This is a genomic window from Aquamicrobium zhengzhouense, from assembly GCF_016124105.1.
GTDB lineage: Bacteria > Pseudomonadota > Alphaproteobacteria > Rhizobiales > Rhizobiaceae > Aerobium > Aerobium zhengzhouense.
The window spans coordinates 29412-43855 of record NZ_JADGMQ010000015.1 but is presented as its reverse complement, the minus strand read 5'-3'; the positions used below and the strand labels follow the sequence as shown (position 1 = coordinate 43855).

Sequence of the window (14444 nt, the reverse complement as noted above, 5' to 3'; positions counted from 1 at the left end):
CATGCAGGAGAAAGCAGATACATTATCGGCATCGCATGAAAGCCTGGCGGAAAGGTTGTCCGTCGAGCGGCACGTGCAATCGATCATGCAACTTTCTGACGACGCCGTTCATCTGCTCGCAAATGATACGGACTGGGTCTGGGAATCCGACGAGGCCCACATAATCCGCTACCTATCGGATGGGTACAGCCAGGTCACGGGCGCTGATCCTGCCGAAGCCGTTGGGCGCACAAGGCTGGACAAGCTGCTTGATAATGCCGGCTCGCGCAGCTCGACTGCCTGCCTCGACAGCCTGATCGCAGGGCGCGCGTTTCGAGATTGCATCTGCCAGCTCAGCACAGCCAACGGTAAGCCGATCGACGTATCACTCTCCGGTATTCCGGTGGTCGATTCGGATGGCAAGTTCCGCGGCTATCGCGGAACCGCCCGTAACATCTCCGGCATCACCGGTCGCGCCCTGTCACAGCTTCCGCAGCGCGACACCCGCCTGGCATCGATGCTCGACGCATTGCAGGACGCCTTTTGTTACTATGACGCGCAAGGCAGGCTGGTCCTCTACAACCAGGCCATGATCACGATGTATGCGGGGCTTGAAGACCTGATACGGCGTGGCACCCGGTTTGAAGACCTCGTACATGCCGCGATAGATCGCAACATCTGGTCGCAAGACGATCTCGATATTGCCGTGCTCCTCGAGCAGATCAGGGCCGGACGTGCCAATCGGGCACCTTCCGAAGTTCTGATCCCGTTTTCCGATGGTCGCTACGCAATCCACCGCGAAATGCCGTCCGATGAAGGGGGCATGATCTGCGTCTGCACGGACGTAACCGCGTTGAAACGCCGCGAAAACGAAGTGAATTCCGCAAAGCAGAACGCAGATCAGTTACTGGAGGATCTGCGGCGTAGCCTCGACGCAATGTATATGGGCGTCGTGATCCTCGACGAGGAACTCAATCTCGAGATTGTCAACAAGGCATTTTATCGGATCTGGAACTTCGACGAGAGTGTTTTTTCTGCCGGCAGTTCCTTCCGCGCCCTGATTGATTTCAACCGCAATAACGGCGTTTACGACATTCCCGTTTCCGAGTGGGAAGCCTACGTCACGATGAGGTTGGCTGAAATTCGCAAAGGCAGCGTTGAGCCGAGAGAGTTTTCCCGCGCCGACGGGCGCACCATGATCTACTCGGTGACCGCGCTGTCCGGCGGCAAACGCCTCGTTTGCTACTATGACATCACCGACATGAAGGAGCGCGAGAAGCAGGTGGCCATTGCGCTCGAGAAGGCGCGGCTTGCGGAAACGGTCATCGACAGCGTTCCGGACGCGATTTTCGTCAAGGATTCCGATTTGCGCTACGCCATGGTCAACCAGGCATACGCACAACTCTGGAACATGACCCCGCCGCAGATGCTTGGCCGCCGCGCCACGGATCTTGGCGTTATGGCTGCAGCCGATGAGTTTGAGGAAAGTGAACGACAGGTTCTCAACGCCGGCACGACCTTCGAAATCGAAGAGGAGTTCGAACAGGGTGGCAAAAAGCATTTTCGCATGGTGCGGAAATCGCGTGTTCATACCCGCAGCGGGAAGAACTATGTCGTTGGTTCGATCTTCGATGTAACTGAACTGAAGCAACGCGAGCTCGACAGTCGCGGCGCGCGCACCTATCTGGAGAACGTTCTCGAATCCCTTCCAGCCGGGATTATCATCTACGACACGGAAGACCGTTTCGTCCTTGCCAACAGGCAGTTGCAGGAAACGATGCCCGAAGTCCAGGATGCCTGGCATGTCGGTTGCCCCTTCCGGGACGCTTTGCGGCTGGGCCACGCCCAGGGGCATTTCCGCGCAAGCGGCAACCAGGAGGTGGACGAACTTTACGACCTTGATTGCGAGGCGTGGATGGACGCCTATCTTGAACGTCGAAGAGAACTTCACCGTACCTACATTCGTCAAAATCCAAACGGTCGCTGGTATCAGGCCATCGACACCAGGACGGCCGACGGTTCTTTCATCGGCATTCGGATCGACATCACAGAGCTGAAGCAACGCGAGGAAGAGCTTGAAGAGGCTCAGCGGAAGGCAATCCTTGCGGACCGCGCCAAATCAGAATTCCTGGCCAATATGAGCCACGAGATCCGCACGCCGATGAATGGCGTCCTCGGAATGGCGGAGCTGCTTGCCCGCTCGAAGCTTGATGATCGTCAGCGAACCTTCACCGACATCATCGTGAAGTCCGGCAACGCCTTGCTCACAATCATCAACGACATCCTCGATTTTTCGAAGATCGACGCTGGCCAACTCGTTCTTGATCCCTCCCCCTTCCATCTCGCGGAAGCGATCGAGGACGTCGCCACCCTTGTGTCCACCCGGGCGAAGGAGAAGGATCTCGAACTCATCGTTCGCGTTCAGCCAGGCTTGCCAACGGTCGTTGTGGGGGATGTCGGACGCTTCCGCCAGATCGTGACCAATCTCGTCGGCAATGCGGTCAAGTTTACCGAAGCCGGACACGTTCTGGTGGATGTGTCGGGCCACGATGTCGGTGATGATGTCGAGTTGCGCGTGTCCATAACGGATACCGGAATCGGTATCCCGCAGGACAAGCTCGAGCAGGTCTTCGAAAAGTTCAGCCAGGTCGACGCGTCTTCCACTCGACGCCATGAAGGCACCGGCCTTGGACTGGCCATCACATCGCGGCTGGTCGCCTTGATGGGCGGCGATGTCGGGGTGGAAAGCACGCACGGAAAGGGCTCGACCTTCTGGTTCACCGTCAGGTTCCCGCGAGCCGGTGATCACCGTGTAAACCGGCCAACCCCCGTCGATGTTTCAGGTGCGCGGATTCTCATCGTCGATGACAACGCGGTGAACCGGGCGATCTTGATGGAGCAAATGACGAGTTGGGGCTTCGACGCCTGTGCTGCAGAAAGCGGCATGGAAGGTATCGCGGTTCTCAAGGCCGTTCATAAGCATGGCCTTCGCGTCGACTGCATGATCCTCGATTACCAGATGCCGGACCTGACCGGAGCTGACGTCGCTCGTCTGGTGCGCGCAATTCCCGAAATAGCTGATACGCCAATCGTCATGCTGACCTCGGTCGATCAGAGCCTCGGAAATGCGATCTACCGCTCACTTGATATCGATGCCCATCTCATCAAGCCGGCGAGATCATCCGCGCTTTTAGAAGCCATCGTTGCGACAATCCAGAAGCACCGCCAGCGCCCCGAGGAAATTGTGGAGCAAGCCGCGGCGGAAGCGCCACGCTTGAGCGAAAATGCAGAAAAACGCCCCGTATCGAAGCCGACCCTCAAGGTCGTTCCCCCGCCAACTGAAGATGGATTGCAGCACAAGGTCGACATTCTTGTCGCGGAAGACAATGAGGTGAACCAGCTTGTCTTTACACAGATCCTTGGGGAGACGGGGCTTTCGTTCCAGATTGTCGGCAATGGGCGCCTTGGGGTTGAAGCCTACTCGCAATTACGTCCTCGCATGATCCTGATGGACGTTTCGATGCCGGAGATGAACGGACTGGAGGCTACCGCCCGGATCCGGCAGCTGGAGGAAGGGTCGGACCGTCACACACCGATCGTAGGGGTAACTGCCCATGCCCTCAAGGATGATCGAGAACGCTGCCTGGACGCTGGAATGGATGATTATCTGTCCAAGCCAATCAGCCCGAAGGCGCTGACACAGAAGATATCCATGTGGCTCAACGCGGAGAATGACGCGGGATTCGCGCTCGCATGACCGCGTAATAAGACCGACATATAACTGTCATCTAGCTGTTACAAACCGTCGTTAATTGCACTCCCGACGCAAGGAGCGTCTCATCCGAATTTCGGGAGTTGGCATTATGACCAGGTATTTCCTCGCAGCGACCGTCGCTACTGCAGCCGTCGCCGCTTCCCTCGGCGCCGCACAGGCACAGTCACGAGACATCATCCAGATCGCGGGTTCCTCCACCGTCCTGCCGTTCTCCAGCATCGTCGCCGAAGAATTCGGTCAAGCGTTCCCGGAATTCAAGACCCCGATCGTTGGCTCGGGTGGCACTGGTGGCGGTCTTCGCCAGTTCTGCGCAGGCGTTGGCGAAAACACCATCGACATCGCCAATGCATCGCGCCGTATCCGCGCTGGCGAAGTCGAGGCCTGCAACACCGCCGGCGTCAACAAGATCCTCGAAGTCCAGATCGGTTATGACGGCATCGTCTTCGCATCGAGCGCCCAGCGCGCCGACTTCGCTATCGAGCCGGTCCATGTTTTCAAGGCAATTGCCGCACAGGTTGCCGTTGATGGCAAGCTGGTCGACAACCCTTACAAGAAGTGGAACGAAATCGACGCTTCTCTCCCGGATCAGCCGATTGCCCTGGCGATCCCGGCATCCAACCACGGCACTCGCGAAGTTTTCCAGGAGCGCGTGATTGCTGAGGGCGCAAAGGCTGCGGACCTGCCGGAGCTGTCCAAGGAAGAGCTCGAGAAGGTCACCACCTCGTTCCGTCAGGACGTCGTGGTCGAGATCGCCGGTGACTACACCGAAACCCTCGCACGCCTTCAGTCGAACCAGGACACGATCGGCGTCTTCGGCCTCTCCTTCTACGACCAGAACCGCGACACCCTGAAGGTTGCGACCGTCTCGGGCGTCACCCCGTCGCTCGAAACCGTTGCCGCCGGAGAATACCCGGTCTCGCGTCCGCTGTTCTTCTACGTCAAGGGCGAGCACATCGACGTCGTTCCGGGCATTGCCGAGTTCGTCGAGTTCTATCTGTCGGACCAGATGGCTGGCCTCGGCGGCACGCTTGAAGCTGCTGGCCTGATCCCGGCTCCGGCCGAAGAGATTGCTGAAGTTCTGGCGAACTTCCAGGAAGGCAAGGTCATCACCGTCGACGACGTGAAGTAATCATCGAGACCCGGCGGGCCGCCAGCTGCGGCCCGCCGGGTTCGTCGTTTGCGAGACCGGGAAGGCCCGTTCATGAACACCGCCATCATCGCCACTTTGCTGCTGGTTCTGCTGGGGCTTGCCTATCAGACCGGTTGGTCGCGCAGCAGACGCCTCGCACCTGCCGGCGAAACCAAGCTTCATTCGCGCCCTGTCTATCATGGCGCGCTTGCGGCCATTTGGACGCTGGTTCCCGCGCTCCTGATCTTCGCGCTCTGGGCGCTTTTCGGGGAGACAGCCAGCAGAGCCTATCTTCTGGCTCAGCTTCCTCCCGATGTATTGGCACTTGGTTCCGCCGAGCTTGAATCCACCCTTCGCCGCATTCGTCAGATCGAAAGCGGTTTTGGCGTTGTTGGCGACGCGCTTCCTTGGGAAAATCAGGCGGCACAGGCTCTGCGTGAGTTCAGCACCCTGACCTACGCTGCGGTGATCGCCGCTGCCGCTGGCACGGGCGCGCTTGCCCTCTGGCTGGCGAACAGACGCATCAGCCTTCGCCTTCGTGCTCGCAACGAGGTTGAGCGGGTCGTCTCTGCCGCCATGATCACCTGCTCGGTCGTGGCGATTTTGACGACAGCAGGCATCGTTGCTTCCCTGCTATTTGAGGCTCTCCGCTTCTTCAGCTTCGTCAGCCCCATCGACTTCTTCTTCGGAACGGTCTGGAACCCCGGCTTTTCAACGACCGGCCAGGGTGCAGCGGGCGAATACGGCCTCCTCCCGCTCCTTTGGGGCACGCTGATGGTCGCTTCCATCGCGATACTGGTTGCACTGCCGATTGGTCTGATGACCGCCATCTACCTGACGCAATACGCCTCGCAGCGCACACGCAGCACGGTCAAACCTGTCATCGAGATCCTCGCCGGTATTCCCACTATCGTTTACGGCTTCTTCGCCCTCGTCACAGTAGGCCCCTTCCTTGCTGGCGTCGGCGATACTTTGGGCATCGACATTCGGGCGACCAGCGCGCTGACCGCCGGTATCGTCATGGGGATCATGATCATCCCTTTCATCTCGTCTTTGTCCGACGACATCATCCGCCAGGTCCCGCGTGCCATGCGCGACGGTTCACTTGGCCTTGGGGCGACCCAGTCCGAGACGATCAAGCGGGTTATCCTCCCGGCGGCACTTCCCGGCATCGTCGGCGCATTCCTGCTCGCCGTCAGCCGTGCGATCGGCGAAACGATGATCGTGGTTCTCGCCGCAGGCAACAGCCCATTCCTTCGCCTCAACCCGGGCGAACCGGTGTCCACCGTAACGGTGACAATCGTCAACCAGCTGACGGGCGATACCGATTTCGCATCACCACAGTCGCTTGTCGCCTTTGCGCTGGGCCTCACGCTCTTTATCATGACCCTAATCCTCAACGTCGCCGCGCTGTACATCGTGCGTCGTTATCGGGAGCAGTATGAATGACCTCCAACGAACGCTTGGCTCTCGTGCGCGCTGGACTTTCCGCCCGGCATCGCCGCGAAAAACGCTTCCGCTTCTACGGTATTGCTGCAATCGTCCTGGCGCTTGGCTTCGTTGCGATGCTGTTCGCGATGATCTTGTCGCGCGGCCTTCCAGCCTTTACCCAAGCGACCTTTTCGCTCGACGTCCATTTCGACCCGGCAATCGTCAAGGTTGACAAGAAGCCGGTCCGGTCCAGCGAGCAATCTCCTGCGGAATACGCAAAGGAGATCAGCGCATGGGAGCGCAAGGTCACGATGGTGAACTGGAACAAGGTGATCGAGGCGGCTGTCCGCAATGCCGCGCCGGAAACCACTGCCAATTCCCGTGAGATCTTGTCGATCGTTGAAACGAACGCTCGTTTCGAGCTTCGTGACATGTTCGTCGCCGATCCGGCGCTTCTCGGCAAAACCGTACCGGTGCGCATGCTCGCCTCGGCGAATGCTGACAACTGGCTGAAGGGAAACATCGACCGCTCACTGCCAGATGCGCAGCAACAATTGCGTGATCCTGCTCGTGCGCTCGCAGATCAGCTGATGGCCGAGGGCAAGATCAGAAACGCTTTCGCCTGGCACATCTTCACCAATGTCGACTCTCGGTCGGCTCCAGCTTCTGCAGGTCTCGCCGGTGCCTTCGTCGGCTCGCTCTACATGATCCTCGTCGTGATCGTCCTCGCAGTACCCATTGGCGTGATGAGCGCGGTCTATCTTGAGGAGTTCGCTCCAAAGAACCGCTTCACGGATCTGATCGAGGTGAACATCAACAATCTGGCAGCTGTCCCATCGATCGTGTTCGGTCTTCTGGGCGCGGCCGTGTTCATCAACTACTTCCGCCTGCCGCTCTCCGCACCCTTGGCCGGCGGCTTGGTCTTGACGCTGATGACGTTGCCTACTGTGATCATCGCCACGCGCTCGGCGCTGCGCGCCGTTCCCCCATCGCTGCGCCAAGCTGCACTTGGTCTTGGGGCATCGAAGACGCAGACCGTGTTCCACCACGTTCTGCCGGTGACCTATCCCGGCATCCTCACCGCGACGATCATCGGTGTCGCACAGGCCCTTGGCGAAACCGCTCCGCTGCTTCTGATCGGCATGAACGCGTTCGTGGCCCAGGTCCCGGCAACTCCCCTTGACCAATCGTCCGCCCTCCCCGTCCAGATCTTCCTTTGGCAGGGCAACGAGAACCGCAATTTCTTCGAAGCGCGAACGTCTGCAGCCATCATCGTCCTGCTGGGCTTGATGCTGACGCTCAACGCTATCGCGATCTTCCTGCGCTCGAAACTGGAGAAGCGCGCATGAACGAGAACACACAACTGGAGGCGAGAGAGATGCACATGCCTACGGAAAAAATCGTCGCACGCTCGGACCTTTATGAAATGGAATCTTCCACGGTTCGCACGCCAGATGCGGAGCAACGCCCCGTTCGTGTCACCGCACGCAATGTGAGCGTTTTCTACGGCCCCAAGCAGTCCCTGTTCGATGTCTCGATCGACATTCCGGAAAAGGCAGTGACCGCTTTTATCGGCCCGTCCGGTTGTGGAAAGTCGACTTTCCTGCGCTGCTTTAACCGGATGAACGACACTATCGAAGGCTGCCGCGTCACCGGCAAGATCTCACTTGATGGCGGCGACATCTACGATCCGGCGCTCGACGTTGTGGAACTGCGTGCCCGCGTCGGCATGGTTTTTCAGAAGCCAAATCCCTTTCCAAAGTCGATCTACGAGAACGTCGCTTACGGCCCGCGCATCCATGGCCTTGCCCGCTCGAAGGCCGACATGGATGCCATCGTCGAGAGCAGCCTGCAGAAGGCGAGCCTCTGGAACGAGGTTAAGGATCGCCTGCACGAGCCAGGCACCGGCCTTTCGGGCGGCCAGCAGCAGCGTCTGTGCATTGCTCGTGCGATTGCGGTCTCACCAGAGGTCATCCTGATGGACGAGCCGTGCTCGGCGCTTGACCCGATCGCGACCGCACGTATCGAAGAGCTGATCGATGAGTTGAAGCAGAACTACACCATCGTCATCGTCACTCACTCCATGCAGCAGGCAGCGCGCGTGTCGCAGCGCACGGCGTTCTTCCACCTCGGCAATCTGGTTGAGGAAGGTCCAACTGACCTCATCTTCACGAGCCCCGGCGAAAAGCGGACGCAAGACTACATCACCGGCCGCTACGGCTGAGGAGGCACTTCATGGCAGCTCACATCGTCACCTCTTTTGATGAGGATCTCGGCCAGATCAACCAGCTCATCCATGACATGGGCGATCTGGCCCAGCTCATGGTCACGGACGCGACACGCGCCCTGTTTGATAACGATGCCGCACTCGCGCAACGCGTCGTCTCCGAAGATGCGATCATGGATGCGCGCCAGCGTGAGCTGGACGAACGCGCCATCACGATCATCGCGCTGCGCCAGCCCATGGCGCAGGATCTGCGCATCGTTGTCGGTGCCATTCGTATGGCTGCTGAGCTTGAGCGGATTGGCGATCTGGCAAAGAACATTGCCAAGCGCGTCAACGCCGTGAGCGAAGGCGCAACGCCGAAAAGCCTGTCACACTCAATCGATGTGATGGCCAAGCTGGTCATGAACCAGATCTCCGAGGCGGTCTCGGCGTATGAGGCGCGCGATGAGAAGCGGTTGGAAACGCTGCGCCTCGATGACCAGGAAATTGACGTCCAATACACCTCGATCTTCCGCGAACTTCTGACATACATGATGGAAGATCCCCGCAACATCACGGCGTGTACCCATCTTCTCTTCTGCGCCAAGAACCTGGAGCGCATCGGCGACCACGTGACCAACATCGCGGAAAACGCCTACTACATTTCGACCGGTCGCCAGTTGCCGCTTAATCGACCCAAAAGTGACGAGACGACTGTTCAGGATCCCGCATAAAGGAGTGACGGCTGATGATTGCGCCTAAGATCATGGTTGTCGAAGACGAGGAAGCGCTGGGCATCCTCCTCAAATACAATCTGGAAGCTGAAGGCTATCAGGTTGAAGTCATCGCTCGAGGCGACGAGGCCGAGGTCCGGCTTCGTGAGCATGTACCAGACCTGCTGGTCCTGGACTGGATGGTGCCGGCAGTTTCGGGCATCGAGCTATGCCGTCGCCTGCGCCTGCGCCCGGAAACCGAGCGCCTGCCCATCATCATGCTGACGGCGCGCGGGGAAGAAACCGACCGCGTCCGCGGCCTTGCCACCGGCGCGGACGACTACCTCGTCAAACCCTTCTCAACGCCCGAGTTCATCGCACGAGTGCGCGCCTTGCTGCGCCGGGCGAACCCTGAAGTCTTGTCGTCGGTGCTCAAGGTCGGCGATATCATTCTCGACCGCGAAACTCACCGCGTCCATCGCGGCGAGACCGAAATCAAGCTTGGGCCCACCGAGTTCCGCCTGCTTGAATTCATGATGCGCCATCCGGGACGCGTCTTTTCCCGCAGCCAGCTGCTCGACAATGTCTGGGGCGAAACCATCTACATCGACGAGCGGACGGTGGACGTCCATGTCGGTCGCCTGCGCAAGGCGGTCAACAAGGGTGCCGATGTCGATGTGATCCGCACGATCCGCGGCGCGGGCTACGCGATGCAGGAAGCCTGATCAGCCTCTTTTGCACCGGACATGAGTTAAGCGACGATCCGCGACGACCGATGGCGCGGTTGATCCCGGTGGCCTACAAAGTAGGTGGGCGCCGTGTGCCCGGACCCACGGGTCCGGACAGGGACAGCTCCCTAAGGATCAGTAAGGCCCCGGGGAAGTGTTGCTCCTGTCGAGAAGCGCAGATCGTCACCCGCAGATATAGGGTGCTCGGCGCGTCACCGCCAGCCCCAATGTGAGGCTTGCACCAAAGCCTGGCTCTCCTTAGGTTCGCCCCGAAATGATACCTGAGGAATGAAGTCTGATGCGCTTTGAAGGAACGGCGTCCTATGTCGCCGACAAGGACCTCATGGTGGCCGTCAACGCCGCCATCGCTCTGGAACGCCCGCTCCTCGTGAAGGGCGAACCTGGCACCGGCAAGACGGAACTTGCCCGCCAGATCGCGGACGCCCTCGGCGTCGAGCTCATCGAGTGGAACGTCAAGTCGACCACACGTGCTCAACAGGGCCTTTACGAATATGATGCCGTATCGCGCCTGCGTGACAGCCAGCTTGGCGACGAGCGTTTCAACGACATCGGCAACTACATCCGTCGCGGCAAATTGTGGGACGCCTTCACCACAGACCGCAAGGTCGTGCTGCTGATCGATGAGATCGACAAGGCGGACATCGAGTTCCCGAACGATCTGCTGCAGGAACTCGACCGCATGGAGTTCCACGTTTACGAAACCGGCGAGACCATCCGCGCGGTCAACCGCCCCATCGTCATCATCACCTCCAACAATGAAAAGGAACTGCCGGACGCATTCCTTCGCCGATGCTTCTTCCATTACATCCGCTTTCCGGACATGGAGACGCTGCAGAAGATCGTTGATGTCCATTACCCCGGCATCAAGCAGGATCTCGTGCGCGCGGCACTGACCCAATTCTATGAAATCCGCGAAACCCAGGGATTGAAGAAGAAGCCGTCGACATCTGAGGCGCTGGATTGGATTCGCCTGCTTGTCGCCGACGACATCTCACCTGAAGATTTGCGCGGCGACGCCAAAAGTGCACTTCCCCGTCTGCATGGCGCGCTGCTCAAGAACGAGCAGGACGTGCACCTGTTTGAACGCCTTGCGTTCATGTCGAGGCGCTAGAGCTCGATGTTCCTCCCCTTCTTCCTTGAGCTCAAGGCCGCGAAGATTCCTGTCTCGCTGCGCGAATATCTGGCGCTGCTCGAGGGCCTGAAATCGGGTCTGGTCGATTATGATGTCGAGGGGTTCTACTATCTGGCCCGCTCGGCCCTCGTCAAAGACGAGCGCTATATCGATCGCTTCGACCAGGTTTTCGCGCATGTATTCAAGGGGCTCGACGCCCTTGCGGGAGACGATGGCATCGACGTGGCGAACTTGCCCGAAGAGTGGCTTCGAAGGCTCGCCGAAAAGCACCTGAGTGAGGAAGAGAAAAAGTTGATCGAGACCCTCGGTGGTTTCGATCAGCTGATGGAGACGCTCAGGAAGCGTCTGGAAGAGCAAAAGGAACGTCACCAGGGCGGGTCAAAGTGGATTGGCACGGCGGGCACGTCACCCTTCGGCGCCTATGGCTATAACCCGGAAGGCGTGCGCATCGGCCAGGCCGAAAGCCGTCATCGCCGGGCGGTCAAGGTCTGGGACAAGCGCGAGTTTCGCAATTTCGATGACAGCGTCGAGCTTGGTACCCGCAACATCAAAGTTGCGCTGAAGCGGTTGCGACGCTGGATTCGTGAGGGCGCTGAAGAAGAGCTGGACCTGCCCGGTACGATCACTGCCACCGCCGAACATGGATATCTCGACGTCAAGACCAGGCCAGAGCGGCGCAACGCGGTAAAACTGCTGATGTTCTTTGACGTTGGCGGATCGATGGACGACCACATCAAGATTGTCGAAGAGCTCTTCTCCGCCGCCCGCTCCGAGTTCAAGCACATGGAGTATTTCTACTTCCACAACTGCATCTATGAGGGCCTCTGGAAGGACAACAGGCGCCGTCACTCCGAGGTGATACCGACTTATGACGTCCTGCATAAATTCGGTCCGGACTACAAGGTGGTCTTCGTCGGCGACGCCTCGATGAGCCCCTATGAAATCAACTCGCCAGGCGGCTCAGTCGAACACTGGAACCAGGAAGCCGGCATCGTCTGGCTTTATCGGGTGCTGAACCAGTGGCCGAACGCCGTATGGATGAACCCCGTGCGGGAGAACCACTGGCAGTACACGCACTCGATCAAGATGATCAGCGATGTTTTCAGCCAGCGGATGTATCCTCTGACTTTGGCGGGACTGGAGGCTGCTACCCGCGAGTTGTCGCGCCGCCATTGAGCCGGGCCGGCCGACGCCTTACATTTGCTGCACCGACATAGCGGAGCTTTTCCCGATGACTGAACAAAGTTTTCCTGTCACCCGCACCGATGCGGAGTGGCGCGCACTCCTCACGCCGGAGCAGTATCAGGTGATGCGCCAACACGGCACGGAACGGCCCGGCAGCTGCGCTCTTCTTCATGAAACCCGACCCGGCACTTTCCAATGCGTCGGTTGCGACACACCGCTTTTTGCGTCGACGCTGAAATTCGAGAGCGGCACCGGCTGGCCGAGCTTCAATGATCCCCTCCCCGGCTCCGTCGCCATGGGCGAGGATCGCTCCTACGGAATGGTCCGCACCGAAGTGCATTGCGCAACTTGTGGCAGCCATCTGGGCCATGTTTTCCCGGATGGCCCTCCGCCGACCGGATTGCGTTACTGCATCAACGGCATTGCGCTCGAATTTGAGCCGGACGCCGGCTGAGCAGCTAGAAAAGCTCGACCGTCCCGCTTGCGACCGAACTCGCTGCGGGGCGGTTGTTCCTTTCATTATCGAACACCTTCGCGGTCTCGCGCTCGAGCAATGACTGGCGCGCACGCCCAGAAACCGGCCAGTACTGGATCTTGCGCCCGTGCTCGCCCAACAGGCTGCCGCCGACGTGGCGGATGCCCTCATTGTCCAGGAAGGCGACGGCGAACTTGGCGTTCTGCCGGCCGACATCTGTCAGCCCGTCGATCAGTCTCGCGCCGCCGAACAGCTTTGCCTCAAGCCGCTCCCGCCGCGCGCCGCGCTTAAGCAGTTCATTGAGAAGCAGCTCCATCGCGTGAACGCCATGACGTTCCAACGCGCGTTCATTCTCGAAACCGCCTGGCAGCAGGAAATGGTTCATGCCGCCCACCCCGGCAAACGGATCGCGAATGCACGCAGCCACGCAGCTGCCCAGCAGCGTGGTCAGCACCATCTCGGGGTCGTCGCTGACATATTGCTCACCCTGAACGATGTGAACCCGCTTTTGCCTGTCTTCATCCCGTCTCGGCAGGGAATGCGCGCCGACGGAGGGTCGGATCGTCATGGCTGCTGGCTCACCATGACGCTTGGTACGCGACCGATAGTAAGTTCGACCAGGCTGAGGACCACTAGACTGCTTCCCGCACTGCATTGCAGCGATTGATGATTTCGGCGCCAATGCGCTCGAGCGGCAACTGTCGTTCGACAGCGCCGATCTCATAGGCCACTTTGGGCATTCCGTACACTACCGACGTCGCCTCGTTCTGCCCGATCGTATGTGCGCCGACGGAGCGCATGAGGTGCAGCCCGCGCGCGCCATCACGACCCATTCCGGTAAGGATGACCCCAACTGCTCTCGCGCGCGCGTGACGAGCGACGGATTCGAACAGGACGTCGACGGACGGGCGATGACCGTTCACCGGCTCGTGGGTGCTAAGACGGCAACGCAACTGCGCAGTCCCACCGACGGTCAGATGATAGTCGCCACCGGGGGCGATGTAGATGTTTCCCGGCGTCAGCGGTGCACCCTCTGTCGCCTCGCTCACATGTGCGGGGCAGACGCGATTGAGCCGCTCTGCAAAGCTTTTGGTGAATGTGGCGGGCATATGCTGCGTAATGACAGTCGGCGGGCAATTGGCTGGAAATGCCGAGAGCACGTTCATCAGCGCCTCAACGCCACCCGTCGACGATCCAATCGCGACGATGCGGCCATCCGGCCTGAAGACGCTATTGGCAGAATACGCGGGAGTTCGATCGGAGCCCGCACGAACACGTGCGCGCGCTGCAGACTTCACTCTCACAGCCAGATCGCCGAACGCTTCCTCGACGGGAGCGCCCATTCCCGGCTTGCCAACACAATCAACGGCACCCAGTTCAAGAGCAGCAAGCGTGACATCTGCGCCAACCTGCGTCAGCGTCGAGACCATCACCACCGGCATCGGCCGAAGCCGCATGATTTTTTCAAGGAAGCTCAGCCCGTTCATATTGGGCATCTCGACGTCGAGGGTGATGACATCCGGATTGAGCCGCTTGATCGCTTCACGCGCCTCAAACGGGTCACCGGCATGTCCGACAACCTCAATGTCCGGATCACGGCGAAGCACAGCTGAAATAAGACTACGCATGGTGGCACTGTCGTCCACCACGAGCACTTTGACCCCGCTCAT

Annotated in this window: 12 protein-coding genes and 1 other RNA gene; 10 read left to right on the top strand and 3 right to left on the bottom strand. The window is 59.5% G+C overall.

From position 1 onward, the window contains the following. The first annotated feature begins 85 nt into the window (after positions 1–85). The 7 genes from IOD40_RS16785 (at position 86) to phoB (ending at position 9958) form a co-directional block, all read left to right on the top strand. Entirely contained in the window at positions 86–3736 is a 3651-nt protein-coding gene (locus IOD40_RS16785) for a PAS-domain containing protein (RefSeq protein ID WP_198477859.1), read from the top strand. A gap of 106 nt (positions 3737–3842) precedes the next feature. Further along, the gene (locus tag IOD40_RS16780) at positions 3843–4883 is read left to right on the top strand and encodes a substrate-binding domain-containing protein (protein ID WP_198477858.1); all 1041 of its coding nucleotides are present in this window, start codon (positions 3843–3845) and stop codon (positions 4881–4883) included. Between the two features lie 72 nt (positions 4884–4955). Next, on the top strand, positions 4956–6332 hold the full coding sequence (pstC, locus tag IOD40_RS16775; RefSeq protein ID WP_198477857.1) for a phosphate ABC transporter permease subunit PstC: 1377 nt from the start codon (positions 4956–4958) through the stop codon (positions 6330–6332). Then, positions 6329–7663 carry a phosphate ABC transporter permease PstA gene (gene pstA, locus IOD40_RS16770; protein WP_198477856.1) on the top strand — a complete coding sequence of 445 codons (1335 nt, stop codon included), beginning with the start codon at positions 6329–6331 and terminating at the stop codon, positions 7661–7663. The genes pstC and pstA overlap by 4 nt, the downstream gene beginning before the upstream one ends. A 77-nt stretch (positions 7664–7740) precedes the next feature. Further along, on the top strand, positions 7741–8538 hold the full coding sequence (pstB, locus tag IOD40_RS16765; protein WP_198477903.1) for a phosphate ABC transporter ATP-binding protein PstB: 798 nt from the start codon (positions 7741–7743) through the stop codon (positions 8536–8538). 11 nt (positions 8539–8549) lie between these two features. Further along, positions 8550–9254, top strand: a complete 705-nt coding sequence (gene phoU / locus IOD40_RS16760) for a phosphate signaling complex protein PhoU (protein WP_198477855.1) — start codon at positions 8550–8552, stop codon at positions 9252–9254. 14 nt (positions 9255–9268) lie between these two features. Then, the gene (gene phoB, locus IOD40_RS16755; protein ID WP_198477854.1) at positions 9269–9958 is read left to right on the top strand and encodes a phosphate regulon transcriptional regulator PhoB; all 690 of its coding nucleotides are present in this window, start codon (positions 9269–9271) and stop codon (positions 9956–9958) included. A 31-nt stretch (positions 9959–9989) separates the two neighbouring features. On the opposite strand, the gene ssrS is transcribed toward phoB, so the two are convergent. After that, positions 9990–10146, bottom strand: a non-coding RNA gene (gene ssrS / locus IOD40_RS16750) — 6S RNA. Between the two features lie 113 nt (positions 10147–10259). On the opposite strand from ssrS, the gene IOD40_RS16745 reads away from it, so the two are divergent. The 3 genes from IOD40_RS16745 to msrB are packed head-to-tail and all read left to right on the top strand — an operon-like array spanning position 10260 to position 12753. Further along, positions 10260–11093, top strand: coding sequence for an AAA family ATPase (locus tag IOD40_RS16745; protein ID WP_198477853.1), 834 nt, complete (start codon positions 10260–10262; stop codon positions 11091–11093). Positions 11094–11099: 6 nt separating this feature from the next. After that, a complete protein-coding gene (locus IOD40_RS16740; RefSeq protein ID WP_198477852.1) occupies positions 11100–12290 on the top strand; it encodes a vWA domain-containing protein in 1191 nt (396 codons plus the stop codon). A gap of 55 nt (positions 12291–12345) precedes the next feature. Then, the gene (gene msrB, locus IOD40_RS16735) at positions 12346–12753 is read left to right on the top strand and encodes a peptide-methionine (R)-S-oxide reductase MsrB (RefSeq protein ID WP_198477851.1); all 408 of its coding nucleotides are present in this window, start codon (positions 12346–12348) and stop codon (positions 12751–12753) included. Positions 12754–12757: 4 nt separating this feature from the next. Here msrB and IOD40_RS16730 read toward each other — a convergent pair whose 3' ends face one another. Next, entirely contained in the window at positions 12758–13342 is a 585-nt protein-coding gene (locus IOD40_RS16730; protein WP_198477850.1) for a chemotaxis protein CheD, read from the bottom strand. Positions 13343–13406: 64 nt separating this feature from the next. Continuing rightward, positions 13407–14444: a protein-glutamate methylesterase/protein-glutamine glutaminase gene (locus IOD40_RS16725; protein WP_198477849.1), complete on the bottom strand. Its 1038-nt coding sequence runs from the start codon at positions 14442–14444 to the stop codon at positions 13407–13409.